This is a genomic window from Pedobacter sp. AC212 (assembly GCF_979258625.1).
On the sequence record NZ_OZ409870.1, the window covers coordinates 1,955,049 to 1,971,912 of the forward strand.

The 16,864-nt window shown below is 35.8% G+C and carries 18 protein-coding genes and 1 tRNA gene; 12 read left to right on the forward strand and 7 right to left on the reverse strand.

Annotated features, from left to right (window positions below; all coding sequences use genetic code 11):
* Positions 1–106: 106 nt before the first annotated feature.
* On the reverse strand, positions 107–724 hold the full coding sequence (locus tag ACZZZC_RS08390; protein ID WP_463486923.1) for a peptidase M16 family protein: 618 nt from the start codon (positions 722–724) through the stop codon (positions 107–109).
* A gap of 237 nt (positions 725–961) precedes the next feature.
* Between ACZZZC_RS08390 and ACZZZC_RS08395 the strand changes: the two genes are divergently transcribed.
* Positions 962–1,657: a LytR/AlgR family response regulator transcription factor gene (locus ACZZZC_RS08395; protein ID WP_463486924.1), complete on the forward strand. Its 696-nt coding sequence runs from the start codon at positions 962–964 to the stop codon at positions 1,655–1,657.
* A 17-nt stretch (positions 1,658–1,674) separates the two neighbouring features.
* On the forward strand, positions 1,675–2,415 hold the full coding sequence (locus ACZZZC_RS08400; protein ID WP_463486925.1) for a response regulator: 741 nt from the start codon (positions 1,675–1,677) through the stop codon (positions 2,413–2,415).
* 1 nt (position 2,416) lies between these two features.
* Here the strand turns inward: ACZZZC_RS08400 and ACZZZC_RS08405 are convergent, their stop codons facing one another.
* A complete protein-coding gene (locus ACZZZC_RS08405) occupies positions 2,417–3,250 on the reverse strand; it encodes an alpha/beta fold hydrolase (RefSeq protein ID WP_463486926.1) in 834 nt (277 codons plus the stop codon).
* 197 nt (positions 3,251–3,447) lie between these two features.
* Positions 3,448–3,978: an OmpA family protein gene (locus ACZZZC_RS08410; protein WP_463486927.1), complete on the reverse strand. Its 531-nt coding sequence runs from the start codon at positions 3,976–3,978 to the stop codon at positions 3,448–3,450.
* A 203-nt stretch (positions 3,979–4,181) separates the two neighbouring features.
* On the opposite strand from ACZZZC_RS08410, the gene ACZZZC_RS08415 reads away from it, so the two are divergent.
* The 3 genes from ACZZZC_RS08415 to ACZZZC_RS08425 all read left to right on the forward strand — a co-directional run bounded on the left by ACZZZC_RS08415 (position 4,182) and on the right by ACZZZC_RS08425 (position 6,487).
* Positions 4,182–4,253: transfer RNA gene (locus ACZZZC_RS08415), tRNA-Arg, on the forward strand.
* Positions 4,254–4,489: 236 nt separating this feature from the next.
* A complete protein-coding gene (mgtE, locus tag ACZZZC_RS08420; RefSeq protein WP_265799802.1) occupies positions 4,490–5,863 on the forward strand; it encodes a magnesium transporter in 1,374 nt (457 codons plus the stop codon).
* Positions 5,864–5,872: 9 nt separating this feature from the next.
* Positions 5,873–6,487 (forward strand): HAD family hydrolase, encoded by a 615-nt coding sequence (locus tag ACZZZC_RS08425; RefSeq protein ID WP_463486928.1) that lies wholly within the window; start codon positions 5,873–5,875, stop codon positions 6,485–6,487.
* Between the two features lie 313 nt (positions 6,488–6,800).
* Here the strand turns inward: ACZZZC_RS08425 and ychF are convergent, their stop codons facing one another.
* The gene (ychF, locus tag ACZZZC_RS08430; protein WP_463485664.1) at positions 6,801–7,901 is read right to left on the reverse strand and encodes a redox-regulated ATPase YchF; all 1,101 of its coding nucleotides are present in this window, start codon (positions 7,899–7,901) and stop codon (positions 6,801–6,803) included.
* Positions 7,902–8,090: 189 nt separating this feature from the next.
* Between ychF and ACZZZC_RS08435 the strand changes: the two genes are divergently transcribed.
* Complete coding sequence (locus ACZZZC_RS08435) at positions 8,091–8,555, forward strand: hypothetical protein (protein WP_463485665.1); 465 nt, start codon at positions 8,091–8,093, stop codon at positions 8,553–8,555.
* Between the two features lie 75 nt (positions 8,556–8,630).
* Here the strand turns inward: ACZZZC_RS08435 and ACZZZC_RS08440 are convergent, their stop codons facing one another.
* Positions 8,631–8,954: a DUF3276 family protein gene (locus tag ACZZZC_RS08440; RefSeq protein ID WP_231427662.1), complete on the reverse strand. Its 324-nt coding sequence runs from the start codon at positions 8,952–8,954 to the stop codon at positions 8,631–8,633.
* Positions 8,955–9,033: 79 nt separating this feature from the next.
* Positions 9,034–10,824, reverse strand: a complete 1,791-nt coding sequence (locus tag ACZZZC_RS08445; protein WP_463486929.1) for an ABC transporter ATP-binding protein — start codon at positions 10,822–10,824, stop codon at positions 9,034–9,036.
* 418 nt (positions 10,825–11,242) lie between these two features.
* Between ACZZZC_RS08445 and ACZZZC_RS08450 the strand changes: the two genes are divergently transcribed.
* The 4 genes from ACZZZC_RS08450 to yajC all read left to right on the forward strand — a co-directional run bounded on the left by ACZZZC_RS08450 (position 11,243) and on the right by yajC (position 14,161).
* Positions 11,243–12,331 (forward strand): Glu/Leu/Phe/Val family dehydrogenase, encoded by a 1,089-nt coding sequence (locus ACZZZC_RS08450; RefSeq protein ID WP_463485668.1) that lies wholly within the window; start codon positions 11,243–11,245, stop codon positions 12,329–12,331.
* Between the two features lie 46 nt (positions 12,332–12,377).
* A complete protein-coding gene (nusB, locus tag ACZZZC_RS08455) occupies positions 12,378–13,328 on the forward strand; it encodes a transcription antitermination factor NusB (protein WP_265799794.1) in 951 nt (316 codons plus the stop codon).
* A 2-nt stretch (positions 13,329–13,330) separates the two neighbouring features.
* Positions 13,331–13,774: a DUF1573 domain-containing protein gene (locus ACZZZC_RS08460; protein ID WP_463486930.1), complete on the forward strand. Its 444-nt coding sequence runs from the start codon at positions 13,331–13,333 to the stop codon at positions 13,772–13,774.
* Between the two features lie 63 nt (positions 13,775–13,837).
* Complete coding sequence (yajC, locus tag ACZZZC_RS08465; RefSeq protein WP_056851304.1) at positions 13,838–14,161, forward strand: preprotein translocase subunit YajC; 324 nt, start codon at positions 13,838–13,840, stop codon at positions 14,159–14,161.
* Positions 14,162–14,215: 54 nt separating this feature from the next.
* Here the strand turns inward: yajC and ACZZZC_RS08470 are convergent, their stop codons facing one another.
* Positions 14,216–15,157: an energy transducer TonB gene (locus ACZZZC_RS08470; RefSeq protein WP_463485670.1), complete on the reverse strand. Its 942-nt coding sequence runs from the start codon at positions 15,155–15,157 to the stop codon at positions 14,216–14,218.
* Positions 15,158–15,298: 141 nt separating this feature from the next.
* Between ACZZZC_RS08470 and ACZZZC_RS08475 the strand changes: the two genes are divergently transcribed.
* Together ACZZZC_RS08475 and coaE are read left to right on the forward strand one after the other, a co-directional pair.
* The gene (locus ACZZZC_RS08475) at positions 15,299–16,246 is read left to right on the forward strand and encodes a YbbR-like domain-containing protein (protein ID WP_265799791.1); all 948 of its coding nucleotides are present in this window, start codon (positions 15,299–15,301) and stop codon (positions 16,244–16,246) included.
* Positions 16,246–16,854: a dephospho-CoA kinase gene (gene coaE / locus ACZZZC_RS08480; protein ID WP_463486931.1), complete on the forward strand. Its 609-nt coding sequence runs from the start codon at positions 16,246–16,248 to the stop codon at positions 16,852–16,854. The genes ACZZZC_RS08475 and coaE overlap by 1 nt, the downstream gene beginning before the upstream one ends.
* Positions 16,855–16,864 lie beyond the last annotated feature (10 nt).

The following is a 16,864-nucleotide window of genomic DNA, read 5'->3' on the forward strand; positions in this document are numbered from 1 at the left end:
TGATTGCTGAATGTTAACAGCGATTAAAACAAAAATCTGTAACATTTAAGCATAAAAAAGCCCTTTGAAGTTTAATCAAAGGGCAAAATAACTAAACTAAAAAATACTATTTTGAAGTTACTTGGTTTTGATACACTTTATTGGTGTTCCATAAACCGAAGGCCTTTTTCACTGAAGCTTTAGCTGAAACTGTGTTTACATTACCAGCAATCGTTAAAAATGTTTTATCCGGAGAAATTTCGTTGTAAAAATTCAAGACATCGTTGTATGTTAAATTTGCTATTGAAGTTTCATTAACGCTTTGATCGTAATCATAATCATGCAACTTTAGGCTCATTAATAGTTTTGCCTTTCCTGTATTAAATGTTTTCTCAGTAATGTTTGCACTTTGCAAAAGAGAAGCCATACTTGAAAGTTCTTTATCGAAAGTATCTGCTGAAGCAGCTAATTTGCCACTCTTATCTTTAAAAGATAAATTATCGCTTGTAATGCTTTCGTTCAAAACTGTGTTTAGCATTTCAACTATACCATCTTTGCTGCCAGCGAATGCTTTTTTATCTAAAGTAAAACTTGCATAAGCTTTTGGTGAGCGATCATTTTCTGAAATGATGATGTTCATTCCGTTTTTAAGTTTGTAAGCAACAGGTTCTTTGAACGATTGTGCATGTAGGGAGATGGATACTAAGCTTAAAAGCGAAAGTGTAATTGTTTTAATTGTGTTCATGAGATTATTCTAATTTTTTTAAATGATTTTCTGTCGTCAAAAGTATTTCTAAAAGCTTATCCGGTAAACATTCTGTCGATAGAAAGGCACTTTTGCAAGTTGAATGGGCTTATATACGTGTTGAAAATTTTATTGGTTTTTAGTTTGGTAAGTAATTATTCATTTCATTCATTTTAATTACGTTCGATTGACTTTTCAAGTAATTGGTTAGTTTTAGTGCTCCGCTAACCCTATAAAATGAACTGTCTGATTATTGATGATAATGCAATAGCGAGAAGTGTCCTCAAAAATTTATTCAAAATTGAGGACTCTTTAAAGCTAATTGCAGAATGTGAGAACGCTGCAGATGCTTACAAGATATTAGCAAATAATAAAATTGACTTACTGCTTCTTGATGTTGAAATGCCGGGTATTACTGGTATCGAACTTGTTAAAGCTTTAGGAGATAAAAGGCCGTTGATTGTTTTTATAAGCTCGAAAAGAGATTATGCATCTGATGCCTACGATCTAAATGTGGTTGACTTTATTGCCAAACCCATAACGCCCGATCGGTTTTTAAAAGCGATTATCAAGGCGAAAGAAATTTACAAGAATCAAAATTTGTTTATGCCTTCCAAAAAGGATGAGTTTATATTTATTAGGGATTCTAATATTATCAGAAGAATAAAACTTGCAGACATCAATTATTTGGAAGCTAAAGGCGACTATGTAAAAATTTACCTGGATGAAAAAAATTACGCAATTCATTCTTCATTGAAGTCAGTAGAAGACAAGTTGCCGATGGATGTGTTTTCTCGGGTACACCGTTCTTTCATTGTAAATATTAGTAAAATAGATACCATTGAGGGCGGAACGCTGATTATTCAGCAACATTTTGTTCCAGTTTCTGATGCCTATAAATCATCACTAAACAAGCGGATGCAAATTCTTTAATGTGTGAATAGATGTTTATGAAAGAACAAATTGATGTTTTAATAGTAGAAGATAACTTAATCGACCAAAAGCTAATAGCCAACTATCTACGAGAATACGATTTTAGTTTCAAAATTGCCAGCGACGGACACGAAGCGCAAGTTTTGCTTGAATCGCACTCATTTTTTTTAATCTTGCTTGATCTCATGATGCCTAAAATAGATGGTTTTGAACTGACTAAAATCATTCGTCAAAAACTTAGGCTAGAGATACCTATCGTAGCAATAACTGCTTTTAATATTAATGAAGTTAAGGACAAATGCTTTGCCGCTGGCATGAATGGATGTTTCAGTAAGCCAATCCAGAAGATTGAACTGGTGGGGATGCTTACCCAGTTTTTACCAAAAGAGAAGCTAAAATCTGGGGATCAATATGTCTATGAAGTTATTGATTTAAGCTATTTAAAAGAGGTTAGCTTAGGCGATGAGGAATATGAGATCGAAGTAATCGAGAAATTTATCGAAACGATTGACCAGGACTTGTTAGAATTACAACAAAGTTTTGCAGAAAAAAGAGGAGAAGAGATCAAGATGATTGCTCATCGTACGCTCTCAACAATTTATATTGTGGGCTTAAGGTCTAAATTGGAGACTGGTTTACGTTCATTGGAAAATATGGATGTATCCGAGATGGGGTCACGATTGGATTGTATTCACGCCATATGCAATAAAGCAAAAGCGGAAGCCCAACATTTTATAGATTCAGTAAAACAGAAATAAGCTAGGCATAGAGCTCATCACGTGTTGTGTGAATATTTTCATGAGCAATAAAATCCTTAATCTCCCTTATGGTTTCCTCAGGTTCACTAATGTGTGGAAAATGCCCGGTCGCTTTCATCACAACAAAGAAGTTATTTCTTGTGTTTTGATGAATGTATTCACCAGCAGAGAAGGGTGCCATGATATCATTGCTACTTTGCAGCGTTAAACTCGGAATATCAAACTTCTTTAAATGATCGCGGTAATCTGCTTTAAATGTTGCCATGGCGAAGGCCAGTGCAATGCTTGGCTCTGTTTCTTCAAAACAACCTTGCAGAAAACCAGCTAATTCTGGTTCTTCAGCTTTATTCATCACTATTGGAGCGATCGCTTTAGTCCAGCTAATATAATCTTCGGCAATTTGTGTGAAAATGGTTTCAATATCAGCAGCTTCAAAACCGCCAATATAATCCCTATCGTTAAGGTATCTAGGAGAAGGGCCAATAAAAATAAGTTTCTTAAAAGCTTCTGGTTTTTGCAAAGCGGCAATCATCCCAATCATACTACTTACCGAATGGCCAACGAAAATGATGTCTTTAAGTCCAAGAGCTTCGATAATATCAAGGACATCACAGGCATAACCCTCTAAAGTGGAGTATTTGTGGTAATCGTATTGCGTTTTATCCGAACTGCCAGAACCAACGTAATCAAAGAGTATCACTTTGAAATCATCTAGAAATGCATCTGTCATGTACTTCCAAGAGCTCTGTGCGCACCCAAAACCATGTGCAAATACAATAACTTGATTACCTTGACCGAGTATTTTTACATTATTCCTGATGAGTATAGGATGCACGATACAGATGTTTAGATGAAAGAGATAATAAGCAGTTTGTGAAAGTTAGAAAAATCAGCGAATATTTTCAAATAAATTTTATAATGAACAGAAAAGCCTCATTTAGAGGCTTTAAACTGGTTTTTTATTTGTTTGGATGTGACTCAAACGGCTTGTTCATTTTTTTAAATCCGTTTGAGCGCAGCAAGAAACGAGATCTAATTCTGAACCTTAATTTCAGTTCTTCGGTTCACAGCTCTTCCTTCTTCACTTGCATTTGACGTAATTGGCTCCTTTTCACCGTGACCCACAATTGTGAAAATTGAACCATCCAAGCCGGCGTTAACAAAATATGATTTTACCGCATTCGCCCGATCAATTGAAAGCGACATGTTATGTTCTGGAGTACCTTCTGCAGATGAATGGCCATGGAGAACAAATTTAGTATTTGGCGCTTTCTTCATTTCAGCTACAGCTTTATCTAAGATGCCAAACGAAGACGTTTTTAACACAAACGAATTAAACTCAAATTGAATATTATCTAAATTGAAGTTTGGTTTTTCAACAACTGCAACTTCCTCTTTCGCTGGTGGAGCTGCAATGGGTTTCTTTTCTTCAACCGGTGGGGTAGGTTTTGAAACAGGAGCAGGATCTGGTTTGGTTATTAATTTCTTGCTCTTGCAAGAGTACATTGTTACAGTAGAAAGGCCAATAATTGCAGTAAAAAAAAGATTTTTGGTAATGTTCATGTTAAAATTTTTGTTTTAGGTTTAATTTGTGTTTCAATCAAAACTACAAATAACGATTAAACCTATAACGGAATTTTTTCAAAGAACTTGTATTGAATTCTTTTTAATCAGGAACATCAACCTCAAATTTTATTCAAATAATGTTGATTTTACCTTCAATAATACAAAAAACTAACATTTTGATTTTCTATATTTGCAGCCTTGCTCCCGTAGTTCAATGGATAGAATTATGGTTTCCGGTACCATCGATATGAGTTCGAATCTCGTCGGGAGCACACCTTTAACCACCATAATTATTTTATGGTGGTTTTTTGTTGGAACTAATCTCAGTCTATCTTTTACCGATGCCTTTCTAAGTTGTTAATAGTCTAGGGATTGTGTTAGTTTAATTGTGTGGGAAGTCAAAATTTAACATGCTGTTAACGTCTAAATTGGCATTTCTAAAAATAAAAATGCACCTTTGCGAACCGTTAATAAAGGTTTAGGCATGTAAAGAATAAAAGAATTGTTTATGGAAGAATTGGTTGTAGAAGAGGTTCAGCAATTGCTTGAAAAAGAGAATGATAAGGCGTTAAAGCGTTATCTTGATGAACTGAATATCTCGGATGTAGAAGAGTTAATTGACGAGCTTCCACAACATGCAGCCAAATTTATCGAAACGATATCTTCAAACAGAGCTGTTAACGTTTTCCGAATTCTCGATTTTCCAACTCAGGAAAGAATTATCAAGAAACTTACGGGAAATAAACTAAATCAGATTATTAAAGATCTGCCTCCGGATGATCGTACCGCACTTTTTAGCGAGCTGAAGGGTGATGTAGTTAAGAAAATGATTACCCTTTTGCCTCCTGAAGAAAGAAAAGAATCTCTTGCACTTCTAGGTTACAAAGAGGATAGTATCGGTCGTTTAATGACGCCCGATTACATCGCTGTGAAACCCGAGTGGTCCATTACCCGAGTTTTAGCACACATCAGACGGTATGGTAAAAATTCGGAAACCATCGATGTGGTGTATGTAATTGATAAAGATGGAGTTTTGCTTGATGATATTCGAATCCGTGAAGTTTTACTGGCCGATCCTGAAGCGATAATAGGGGAGTTAACCGATAAACGTTTTATCGCGTTGAAAGCGAATGATCCGCAGGAAGACGCCATCAGCATTTTCAGAATGAATAATCGGGTGGCTTTGCCTGTTGTTGACGAGAATAATATTCTTTTGGGTATTGTAACCGTTGATGATATTCTCTGGATCGCAAACGAAGAATATACAGAAGATATTCATAAAATAGGGGGTTCTCAAGCCTTGGATGAACCTTATTTGGATGTCCCTGTTTTTGAATTATATAAAAAGCGGGTGGTTTGGTTAATCGTTTTGTTTTTCGGAGAGCTGCTTACCATCGCTGCGATGTCGAATTTCGAGAATCAAATTGCTCAGGTTGTAATTTTGGCAACATTTATTCCTTTAATCATTTCAAGCGGTGGCAATAGTGGTTCGCAGGCTGCAACTTTAATTATTCAAGCTATGGCTCTCGGCGAAGTTACCGTTAGAGATTGGTGGAATGTAATGCGACGAGAAATTTTTTCTGGCATATTATTAGGTTGTACTTTATGTTTGTTAAGCTTCGCAGTTATCGCCTCATGGCAGTTATTTTGGCCTGGTTTTACCGATCATTATATCAGAATTGGGCTGGTGGTAGGCTGCTCTTTAATAGGTGTTGTACTTTGGGGAACCTTAATGGGTTCTATGCTGCCTTTGCTTCTTAAAAAAGTAGGCGCCGATCCGGCAGTGTCTTCTACGCCTTTTGTGGCTACGTTGGTCGATGTTACCGGTTTAATCATTTACTTCTCTTTTGCCATATTGTTTTTAAGTGGAATCTTACTTTAATTTTTAAAAATGCAAACGAAAATTACTACGCTTTTCACCGATATTGGTGGCGTATTGTTAACAAACGGATGGGATAGGCAAGCAAGAGGCGAAGCTGCGGTATTATTTAATCTGGATTCTGTTGATCTGGAAGAACGCCATCACCTTACATTTGATACTTATGAGGTGGGGAAACTTACTTTGGATGAATATTTAGAACGCATTGTTTTCTTTCAAGAACGGTCGTTTAGTTATGATGACTTCAAAGCATTCATGTTTAGTAAATCCCTAGACTATCCTGAAATGGTTGCATTAGTTTGCGATTTGAAGAAAAAGTATCATTTAAAAGTTGCAGTAATCAGTAACGAAGGGCGAGAGTTAAATCAATATCGAATCAGCACTTTTAAATTGAACGAATTTGTTGATTTTTTCGTGTCATCGAGTTTCGTTCATTTCCGCAAACCCGATGCCGATATATTCAAAGTGGCGATAGATATTTCGCAGAGCGATGTAGAAACCAGTTTATATATAGACGATAGAATGCTTTTTGTTCAGGTTGCCGAAGGTCTAGGACTGAAAGGCATTCATCATACCAGTTATGAGGATACGAAAGCGCAACTGGCAGCTTATGGTTTAGAAATTTAATTTGTTCATGCCGGTTTGAAAAGAGACCGTAAGATCGAACTTTAGACTGTCTCAATTATTTGGAAAGCAAAGACAGCATCTTTTTTTATTGTCTGTTCCCGCTTTCCGTTATATCCCTAATGAAAAATCAGGGGATGTCACTTCAATCGGGTTTAAGAAACTAAGATCGGTCAACTATTTAAGTTTTGCAGAGTTGGCCTTTCAATACGGCAATTCAAGCCTAATTCAATGTTTTCTGGCAAAATAAATCCAAAAAAAAGCCACTCTCTCGAGTGGCTCTATACCTTTAAATTTCCTTTAGACAATTTACGGGCTATACATTGAACCTAAAGTGCATAATGTCGCCATCCTCTACTACATAGGTTTTTCCTTCTACGCCTAATTTACCTGCATCTTTACAAGCATTTTCCGAACCCAGTGTTACGAAGTCATTATACTTAATTACTTCGGCACGGATAAATCCTTTTTCAAAATCGGTGTGAATCACACCAGCTGCTTGTGGTGCCGTAAAGCCTTTTGTTATGGTCCAGGCTCTAACTTCCTGTACTCCTGCCGTGAAATAGGTATATAAATTTAATAATTTATAAGCTGCACGAATTAATTTGTTTACACCAGATTCATCTAAGCCTAAATCTGCCAAAAACTCCTGGCGCTCCTCATAACTTTCCAGTTCGGCAATTTCCGATTCGATTTTTGCTGAAATAACCAAAACTTCAGCTTTTTCATCTGCAACATTTGCTTTGACTAAATCCACATATTTATTTCCGGTTACTACCGATGCTTCATCAACGTTACAGACATACATTACTGGTTTTTGAGTCAATAAGCCTAAATCTTCGATAAAATCAAAGTCTTCCTGAGGCAGTGCTGCGGTACGGATAGATTTTCCGTTTTCTAAATGAGATTTAACAACCGTTAAAATTTCATAAGTACGTTTAGCATCTTTATCGCCACCCGTTTTTGCCATCTTTTCCACCTTTTGAATACGTTTGTCAACAGTATCCAAATCCTTTAATTGCAACTCTGTATCAATTATTTCTTTATCGCGAATGGGATCAACAGAACCATCAACATGGATCACATTGCCATCATCGAAGCAACGTAAAACATGGATAATTGCATTCGTAGCACGAATGTTTCCTAAAAACTGGTTGCCTAAACCTTCACCCTTCGAAGCGCCCTTTACCAAACCCGCGATATCAACAATTTCAATCGTATTAGGTTGTACCTTGTTTGGCTTAACCAGTTCAGCAAGTTTGGTCAATCTATCATCAGGCACAGTAATTACGCCAACGTTTGGCTCAATTGTACAAAACGGAAAGTTAGCAGCTTGTGCCTTTGCATTTGATAAACAGTTAAAAAGAGTCGATTTTCCAACATTTGGTAAACCCACAATACCACATTGTAATGCCATTTATATTTTTTAATTTACGATTTACGATTTGACTTCTCACTTCTCACTTCTCACTTCTCACTTCTCACTTCTCACTTCTCACTTCTCACCTTTTTCAGGCGGCAAAGATAAGCTTTTAAACCTTTATTTAGAGATTCGAATTTGTAGCGTCAGTATATTTTATCTAAGTTTATCGAAAATTAAAACAAGATGATAGAAGAATTTGAGGAGCAGAAACCGGCTGAAGTGAAATTAGTAGTAACAGAAGATATACGCAGTTATCTTTATGATATTACTAAATGGGCAAAATTTCTTTCCGTAGTTGGTTTTGTTGTTTCAATTTTTGTAATTATTGCGGCCTTTAGCATACCTGCATTAATTAATAGTAATCCTGCTGTGGCCACTCAAATGGGGCAATTGGGTTCAAGTGGAACAACCATAGTAACGGTAATTTATTTCGTACTGGGTTTGCTTCTGTTTTATCCAAGCATTTTGCTTAATAAAATAGCTAATAAAGGTAAACAGGGCGTCTTATTCGGTGATCAGGAAAGCTTAAATTCTGCGATACTAAGTTTAAAATCCTTATTTAAATTTTGGGGATCGATTACCATTGCCATAATAGCCTTTTACTTTTTATTAATATTCATGGTCGGTGCTGGCATGGCCGTCGCATAATACAGTAAAAAAACTCAGACACATAAAAAGCCCTTGTTGATGAGACAAGGGCTTTTATTTCGAAATTATAATTTATTAAAAAGAAAAATCATCATTTGTTTTTGCGCTATGTTCTCCGTTTTCAGAGTATTCATAACGTTTCTCCACAACATCCTGGTGAGTTTTAATATAGTCAACAGTTTCGTTTAATCCTTCAGCAAATTTTTCGAAATCTTCTTTATATAAAAAGATTTTATGCTTTACGAATACACCGTCTTCTAATCTTTTCTTGCTCTCGGTAACGGTTAAATAATAATCACCTGAGCGAGTAGCCTTCACGTCGAAGAAATAAGTTCTCTTACCTGCTCTTACTTTCTTTGAAAAAACTTCTTCTCTTTCCTTGTTGTCGAATTCTCCCATGGTTGGTATTGATGTTGGTTTTTGGTTTCGGTAAATATAAAGCAAATATTTAAAGTACAAAATACAATTTTGATACAATTTAAATTGTTCTTGTTTCCTCTTCCAATAATTGGTTATGATAAAGCTCAGTATAACTTCCGTTAAGGTTAAGCAATTCATCATGTGTACCTTGTTCTATTATTTTACCATCGTCCAGTACCAAAATCTTATCGGCATTTTTTATGGTTGAAATCCGGTGCGCAATTAAGATACTGGTTCTATCTTTCATGATTTTACCCAAATTCTGGAGAATTTCCTCCTCTGTTTTGGTGTCAACCGCAGATAAACAATCGTCGAATATCAAAATTTTTGGAGATTTAATTAATGCCCTCGCAATGGATACACGTTGTTTTTGTCCCCCGGAAAGTGTGATTCCTCTTTCGCCCAACATCGTTTCGAACTTTTCATCAAAATCAATGATGTTATGATAAACCGAAGCATTTTTAGCAGCATCGTATACTGCTTCATCCGTAACTTTATCTAAACCAAAAGCAATATTGTTTTTGATCGTATCAGAGAATAGAAAAACCTCTTGTGGCACGAAGCCAATTTGGTTGCGGTAATATTTAAGGTTTAACGATTTTAAATTTTCCCCATCAACACTAATAGCTCCTTGCTCCACATCATACATCCGCATAATTAAGTTTGCTAATGTTGATTTTCCAGAACCTGTTTTTCCAATAATTGCCACAAACTCACCGCTCTTAATTTCAAAACTTAAATTTTGAAGTGCTAGTATTCCGGTATCAGGATAAACGAAGCTAACATTCTCAAATTTGATGTTGCCTTGAATTTCTTTCTCTTCATTGTTTGTTGATTGAATATCGGAAGGAATGTCTAAAAATTCGTTAATTCTTTTTTGAGAAGCCGCCGCCCGCTGTATTAAAGAGGTTACCCAACCCAGCATAGTTACCGGGAAAGTTAACTGATTGATATAAATGATGAACTCAGCAATATTTCCTGCTGTAATACTGCCATTCATTACCTGGTTACCGCCCACATAAATAGTTAAAATGGTACTCAAGCCAATTAACAAAAGCATAGTAGGGTAAAAAAGGGCAGAAACCTTTACCAAACTCATCGAATCTTTTTTATACTCATTGCTTTGAATCTCAAAAATGTTGCGGGTATAATCTTCGCGTACATAAGATTTAATAATTCTGATACCTGAAAAACGTTCTTGCACAAAGCTTGATAGATCTGATAAACGTTCCTGGATTTTTCCGCTTTTTTTGAAAATCAAAGTGTTTACGTAATAGATAATGATGACTAAAAAGGGAAGGGGCAACAGGCAATATATGGCCAATTTCGAGTTTACATCAAACATAGACCAGATGATCAGCACAGATAAAACAAATGTATTAATGGTATACATAATGGCTGGTCCGACATACATCCTCACGCGATTCACATCTTCAGTTGCCCGGTTCATCAAATCGCCGGTATTGTTGCGGCGGTAAAAACCCAGACTTAATTTTTGATAATGCTGATAGATATCGTTTTTCATATCAAACTCAATGTGCCGAGACATGAGAATGATGGTTTGCCTCATGAAAAATAGAAACAAACCCCTCAATACGTACAATGCCACTACCAATAATCCAAAAAATAATAGGTTACTGCTAAAAATATCGTAAATGATTTCCTGACGATTAAAACCTCCAAATAGATTATAAACCTGAACATTTTCAGTAATCAAATCTACCGCATAGCCGATTACCTGAGCTGGCACCACGCCAAAAATATTGGAGATGACCACGAAAATACTGCCCGGAATAATCCACCACTTATATTTTAAAAAGTATTTGTTTAATCTGCTTAGATGTTTCATGCAATACAAACTTAGATAAATTTGTTATTTCGTGCCGCATATTTATGTTTCAATAGCTAAGCTTTGAAAAAAATAATGACATTATTGAGTTTTTGAAAGGTTAAGCATAATGAGATTGAGAAGGTTGTTTGTTATAGAGCGGCGGTAACGAATTATCAATAACAGGATAATTTAATAACACAGTGCCTAAACAATACCTTTTATTAAGAAACTTTCTAGCCAACACTAAAAATATTATAGCGCAAACCCGTCAAAATTCTATCAATCGAGAGATTGTATTTGCAGAAATACAGCAGAAATTGCTTTTGAGAAAACCATCTAAATATTTGTTTCTAGTAGCAGCGCAAATAGTTTATTTATATAAGTGTATTAATCGTTTTTTATTTTAATTTTGCAGCAGATTAGCCGAACGTTCAATATGCCAGCAAATTCTTCGTCAGATTTTTCCATTTTAGAGCAATTGAGTGCTTACGGGCATAAAAAATTGGTTTTTTGTAATGATCCTGATACGGGCTTAAAGGCAATTATCGCGATACATGATACTACCTTGGGTCCGGCTTTAGGCGGAACGAGGATGTGGAGCTATGCAACTGAGGGCGAAGCTTTGGAAGATGCCTTGCGTTTATCGCGTGGAATGACCTATAAATCGGCAATTACCGGATTAAATTTAGGTGGCGGAAAAGGCGTAATTATTGGCGATTCTCGTAAAGATAAAACCGAAACTTTAATGCGTAGCTATGGTAGGTTTATTAAAAACCTTAATGGCGAGTTTATTACAGCTGAAGAAATGGGGACCAATACTCGGGATATGGAGTATATCCGCATGGAAACCAATTATGTAACCGGCGTTCCCGAATCAATTGGAGGGGCAGGAAATCCAGCTCCATTTACGGCACAGGGGGTTTATTTAGGTATTAAAGCTAGTGTGAAAGAGGTTTTTGGAACCGACATGCTTGCGGGCAGGACAATTGTAGTACAAGGAATTGGCAATGTGGGCGAACATTTGGTTGCTTTGCTTAGAAAAGAAAATGCAGAGGTTTTAATAAGTGATATTAACCAGGAGCAATTGACTTATGTTGCCCGAAAATATAAAGCAAAACCCATTGAGGCTGATAAAATTTTTGGTTGCGATGCCGATGTTTATGCGCCATGTGCGATGGGAGCAACGGTTAATAATAAAACCATTGCAAAAATGAAGTTTGCAATTATTGCAGGTTCGGCCAATAATCAGTTAAAAGATGAGGTTTTAGACAGCGAATTGCTTTTGAAAAAAGGCATTTTATTTGCGCCAGATTATTTAATTAATGCTGGTGGCTTAATTGCTTGTTACTCTGAATGGACTGGTTTTGGAAAAAAACGTACAGTCCAACTTACCGAAAATATTTACGAGGCTACACGTAACGTAATCAAGTTGAGTAAAGCAGAGAAAATATCAACAAATATTGCTGCAAACAGAATTGCTGAAAAGCGTATTGCAGATGTTAAAAAAATTAAATCATCATATTAAATAATTATTAAAATAGGTTTTATAAACCGCACTCGTTCTTACATTCATGTTAAATAGAAGGCACTTAAGAATCAAAGCTTTGCAAAATATTTTTGCTTGGCACATGGCAGACAAAAAAGACATTAAAGGAGATTTGAAAACTTTAATGCAAAGTATTGATAGCGTGTACGAAATGTACATCTGGATGTTATCATTGATGGTTGAAGTTACAGAGTTTACAGCAAACGATGCTGCAGAACGTGCTAACAAATACCTTAAAACTGCTGAGGATTTAAATCCAAATATGAAACTGCTACACAACAAGTTTAGCGTTTTAATGCAGCAAAACCCCGAATATGTTTCTGCGGTAAAAAAATACAAAGTAGATTGGGGCTTCGATCCAGAAATTCGTAAAACAGTTTATAATTCTTTAAAAGCATCTCAGGAGTATGCCGATTATCTTGCGGATCCAAACGAAAGTTTAGAATCGTCAAAAGATATTATCAAATATATTTTCAGAAAAATTATTTTAAAAAACCAGGGTATTATCCAGGTTTTCGAGGAGAAATTTATCAATTGGCAGGTAGATCACGAGGTGATGAAAGGAATGGTTGCAAAAACGTTGAAGAACTTTACGTCTGACGATCCTTTCAAAAATAAACTTACCGAAATAAGCGCTGATTGGGTAGAAGACAGCAAATTTGTGCAAGATTTATTTGTACACACCTTGCAGAATGACGCTAAATACCAGGAATTGATTGCGGAGCGTACAAAAAATTGGGAGTCGGAACGGATTGCTTTAATGGATACCATTTTGATGAAGATGGCCATCTGCGAGCTTTTAAACTTTCCATCTATTCCTGTAAAAGTAACCATTAACGAATATTTGGAGCTATCAAAAGATTACAGTACGCCGAAAAGTAATTCGTTTATTAACGGTATTTTAGACAAAATTTTAGGCGACCTTAAGAAGACAAATACGATTAAAAAAATCGGTCGCGGATTAATTGAAGACTAATAATGAAAAAAATATTCATCCTTGCTATTGCAGCAATCTCTTTCACAGCTTGTCGAAATGCAAACAATTCTACAGATCACGTTGCAGGAAATGATTCGTTAGCAGCAGCTACAATTGCCTCACCTGATGCACCAATAATCGTTTTTGAGAAAGATATTTTTGATTTCGAAAAAATTAACCAAGGTGAAAGTGTAGAACACCAATTCAAATTCAAAAATACAGGTAAAAGCCCTTTAATTATTTCTAATGCTACAGCCACTTGTGGTTGTACAGTTCCAGAAGTGCCGAAAGAACCTATTTTACCGGGAAAAGAAGGTGTAATTAAAGTTGTGTTTAATAGTACAGGGAAAGAAGGAATGCAGGATAAAGTGGTAACAGTAACTTCGAATGCGAACCCAACAGTTTCAACGGTACACTTGGTAGGCGAGGTGCTTACAAAAAAATAAAATGGTATGGTTTGGTTTTGTACCTATACCCTTACTTACAATCAATAATCAAATAAATAAGAAATGACATCAACAGTAATTTTACAAGCAGCAGGTGGATTTGGCCAATACGGACAATTAATTATGTTAGGTGCTATCGCGGTAGTATTCTATTTTTTCATGATCCGTCCACAGGTTAAAAAAGCTAAAGACCATAAAAAATTAATAGAAGGATTAAAAAAAGGTGATAAGATTATCACTACTGCAGGTATTCACGGCCGTATCGCTGATATGAACGATACTACTTTCTTAATCGAAGTAGAAGGTGGAGTGAAAATTCGCTTCGATAAATCGGCGGTTTCTTTAGATGCAACCAAAGCAGTTGTTCCTCCTGTAGCAAAAGCATAATCAATGCATTTAGCATTAAAAAGGGTTCCGAATTTCGGAACCCTTTTTTGTTTGTTATTGTTGCGCCAGGTTTATATTGATATTGTAAGACACCTTTACTGGAATGCCATGTTGTAACCCCGGGTTCCAATTGCGGCACTCGTTCAAAACACGGATGGCTTCTTCCCTGGTTCCATAACCCAGGTCGTTTTTAAACTTATAATTAGATAACTTCCCGTCTTTTTCGACAACAAAACTGATAAATAATTTCCCAGAGATCTTATTTCTTAGGGCTTCAGATGGGTATTTAAAATTTCTGGATAAATACCTGTAGAATTCAGTTATTCCACCTGGATAATCTGGCTTTTCTTCTTCGGTTTTATACTTTTTTGTCTCTCCGTTTTCAAATGTTGCAATGCCGTCAATAAAATATCCATTATTATACTTTTCAACATAGCTATCTTTACCTATTTTACCTTTCCACTCGCCATCTTTGTAACCATTCACATAATCTCCTTCTTCACGTTTATTCATATTTAAGTGTCCGTTGCCATCTTTTATAAATTGATTTCCCAAAGAATCGAAACCCGAAATCACTTTGAAAGCAGAACGTTTCTGTTTATCAGATTTATCCGCATCATCGTATAGAATAACTCTTGCCAATTGCCCATTGGCATAATATGATGATGATTCGCCAATTGGCTTGCCATTCAGATAATTGGTTTTTTCAATTAAAATTCCTTTTTTATTAAAGCGTTTAAGCTCTCCCTCATAAACCAGATTAGGTTCAAAGTTAGATAGCTTGCCAATCGTTTTATCCGTATTATCTGCATAAAACTCGTAAAGGTTATAAAATTTCGATCCAGAGTCTGGTTCTTGAATAACCCTTCGGTAATCGGCTGATTCATTATTTTTTACAGGAACTCCATCTTTAAAATAATAAACGTTTGACCGTTTTTGGCTAAATGCATAACATGATAAGGCGGAGACAAGCAGTAATAAGATGATTTTTTTCATAATTCAGATTGATGGTGCTAATATAGAAAACCTCTTTTCAAAATCCGTTTTCTTTTATTACATAGGAATTAATAAATTGTTACATTTGGAAGAATTGCTTTATCGAGCACAAATGATGCGGTAAGTTGTTTAATTTATAATATGCCCTTTATTAGATTAACTAAAATTGAAAGACGACGTGTTTTAACACTATTAGCCTGTTTATTTTTGGCTATAGCGGCTTGGCTTTTCATGGCATTGAATAACAAATACAATTACATAGCGAAAACGGTTATTGTATTCAAAAATAAACCTGCTAAAAGAGCTTTTTATCCTTTACAAACTGATACTTTAGATTTAGAGGTGGAAGGCACAGGTTGGCAACTTGTTTTTGCCCGATTGAGGATAAGTCCGCCATCAATTTCAGTTAATTTGAGTCAACTAAACGCAAGAGACTTTGTAGTTCTATCCGATCAGCTTTATAATATCAACAAACAGGTAGGAAGTGCACAAAAGGTAATCTCAGTTAAACCAGATACCTTGTATTTCGATTTCACAAAACAAATCATTAAAAAGGTAAACATAAAATTGGTAAGTCAGTTGGCATTTCATAAACAGTATGGATTGGCAAGTGAGGTATTACTTAACCCAAAAACAGTCACTGTAGCCGGTCCACAAGAAGAATTGAGCAAAATTATTGCTTGGCCTACAGATACTTTAAAAATAAATAATTTACAGAACAGCACCACAGCTCGAATCGGTCTCCAACATAGTATTCATAAAAACGTAAGCATTTATCCGTCATCAACAGAAGTAAAACTTTCAGTTGATGAGTTTACCGAGAAGACTGTTGAGGTGCCGTTGAAGATATTAAATAACAGAAATTACAACAGCATTAAGCTTTATCCAAAGAAAGTTAAGGTAACATTTTTGGTTGCCTTGGGCAGTTATGCACAAGTTGATGCAAATTTCATAACGGCAACCATTGATGTTGATGAATGGAAAAACCTAAACCATCGCCAGTTTGCTGTAAAGATTACGGAGTTTCCGGATTATTGCAAACTGATTAGTGTAAGCCCATCGAAAATAGATTTTGTAGTAGAAAAATAATGTATAAAGTTGGGATAACAGGCGGAATTGGTAGTGGCAAAACAACAGTTTGTAAGGTTTTCGAGGTTCTGGGTATTCCAATCTTTTATGCCGATACTGAAGCCAAGAATATGATGGTTGAAGATGAATTGCTTATTGAAGCTATAAAATCAACCTTTGGTGAGGAAAGTTATTTCGAAGAAGGAAAGCTAAACAATAAACACATCGCAGGTATTGTGTTTAATAATGAAGCCGAATTAGCGAAATTAAATGCCTTAGTTCATCCCGCAGTTTTTAGGGCTTTTGATAGGTGGGAAGCCAATGTGAATCCTAATGCTCCTTACACGTTAAAAGAGGCTGCCTTGCTTTTTGAAAGTGGTTCCTACAAAATGTGCGATACAACAATTCTGGTTACTGCGCCAACGGATGTGAAAATAAACCGTGTGATGCAACGCGACAATAGTACTGCAGAACAAGTTAAAGCAAGGATGGACAAGCAGATGAGTGATTACGAAAAAACTAAAATGGCCAATCATTTTATCATGAATGATGAAGCACATTCTATTATCGAGCAAGTTCTTGCCCTACACAAAGAGTTTTTAAACCTGGCCGCCAATACGCTTAGTTAATACTCATCTC

Bases quoted from the DNA above. Each gene is read 5' to 3' on its own strand.
- ACZZZC_RS08445 (WP_463486929.1), bottom strand. From the start codon at position 10,824: ATGAAACATCTAAGCAGATTAAACAAATACTTTTTAAAATATAAGTGG.
- ACZZZC_RS08460 (WP_463486930.1), top strand. From the start codon at position 13,331: ATGAAAAAAATATTCATCCTTGCTATTGCAGCAATCTCTTTCACAGCT.
- ACZZZC_RS08440 (WP_231427662.1), bottom strand. From the start codon at position 8,954: ATGGGAGAATTCGACAACAAGGAAAGAGAAGAAGTTTTTTCAAAGAAA.
- coaE (WP_463486931.1), top strand. From the start codon at position 16,246: ATGTATAAAGTTGGGATAACAGGCGGAATTGGTAGTGGCAAAACAACA.
- ACZZZC_RS08390 (WP_463486923.1), bottom strand. From the start codon at position 724: ATGAACACAATTAAAACAATTACACTTTCGCTTTTAAGCTTAGTATCC.
- ACZZZC_RS08400 (WP_463486925.1), top strand. From the start codon at position 1,675: ATGAAAGAACAAATTGATGTTTTAATAGTAGAAGATAACTTAATCGAC.
- ACZZZC_RS08410 (WP_463486927.1), bottom strand. From the start codon at position 3,978: ATGAACATTACCAAAAATCTTTTTTTTACTGCAATTATTGGCCTTTCT.
- ACZZZC_RS08395 (WP_463486924.1), top strand. From the start codon at position 962: ATGAACTGTCTGATTATTGATGATAATGCAATAGCGAGAAGTGTCCTC.
- mgtE (WP_265799802.1), top strand. From the start codon at position 4,490: ATGGAAGAATTGGTTGTAGAAGAGGTTCAGCAATTGCTTGAAAAAGAG.
- ACZZZC_RS08475 (WP_265799791.1), top strand. From the start codon at position 15,299: ATGCCCTTTATTAGATTAACTAAAATTGAAAGACGACGTGTTTTAACA.
- ACZZZC_RS08470 (WP_463485670.1), bottom strand. From the start codon at position 15,157: ATGAAAAAAATCATCTTATTACTGCTTGTCTCCGCCTTATCATGTTAT.
- ACZZZC_RS08450 (WP_463485668.1), top strand. From the start codon at position 11,243: ATGCCAGCAAATTCTTCGTCAGATTTTTCCATTTTAGAGCAATTGAGT.
- yajC (WP_056851304.1), top strand. From the start codon at position 13,838: ATGACATCAACAGTAATTTTACAAGCAGCAGGTGGATTTGGCCAATAC.
- ychF (WP_463485664.1), bottom strand. From the start codon at position 7,901: ATGGCATTACAATGTGGTATTGTGGGTTTACCAAATGTTGGAAAATCG.
- ACZZZC_RS08425 (WP_463486928.1), top strand. From the start codon at position 5,873: ATGCAAACGAAAATTACTACGCTTTTCACCGATATTGGTGGCGTATTG.
- nusB (WP_265799794.1), top strand. From the start codon at position 12,378: ATGTTAAATAGAAGGCACTTAAGAATCAAAGCTTTGCAAAATATTTTT.
- ACZZZC_RS08435 (WP_463485665.1), top strand. From the start codon at position 8,091: ATGATAGAAGAATTTGAGGAGCAGAAACCGGCTGAAGTGAAATTAGTA.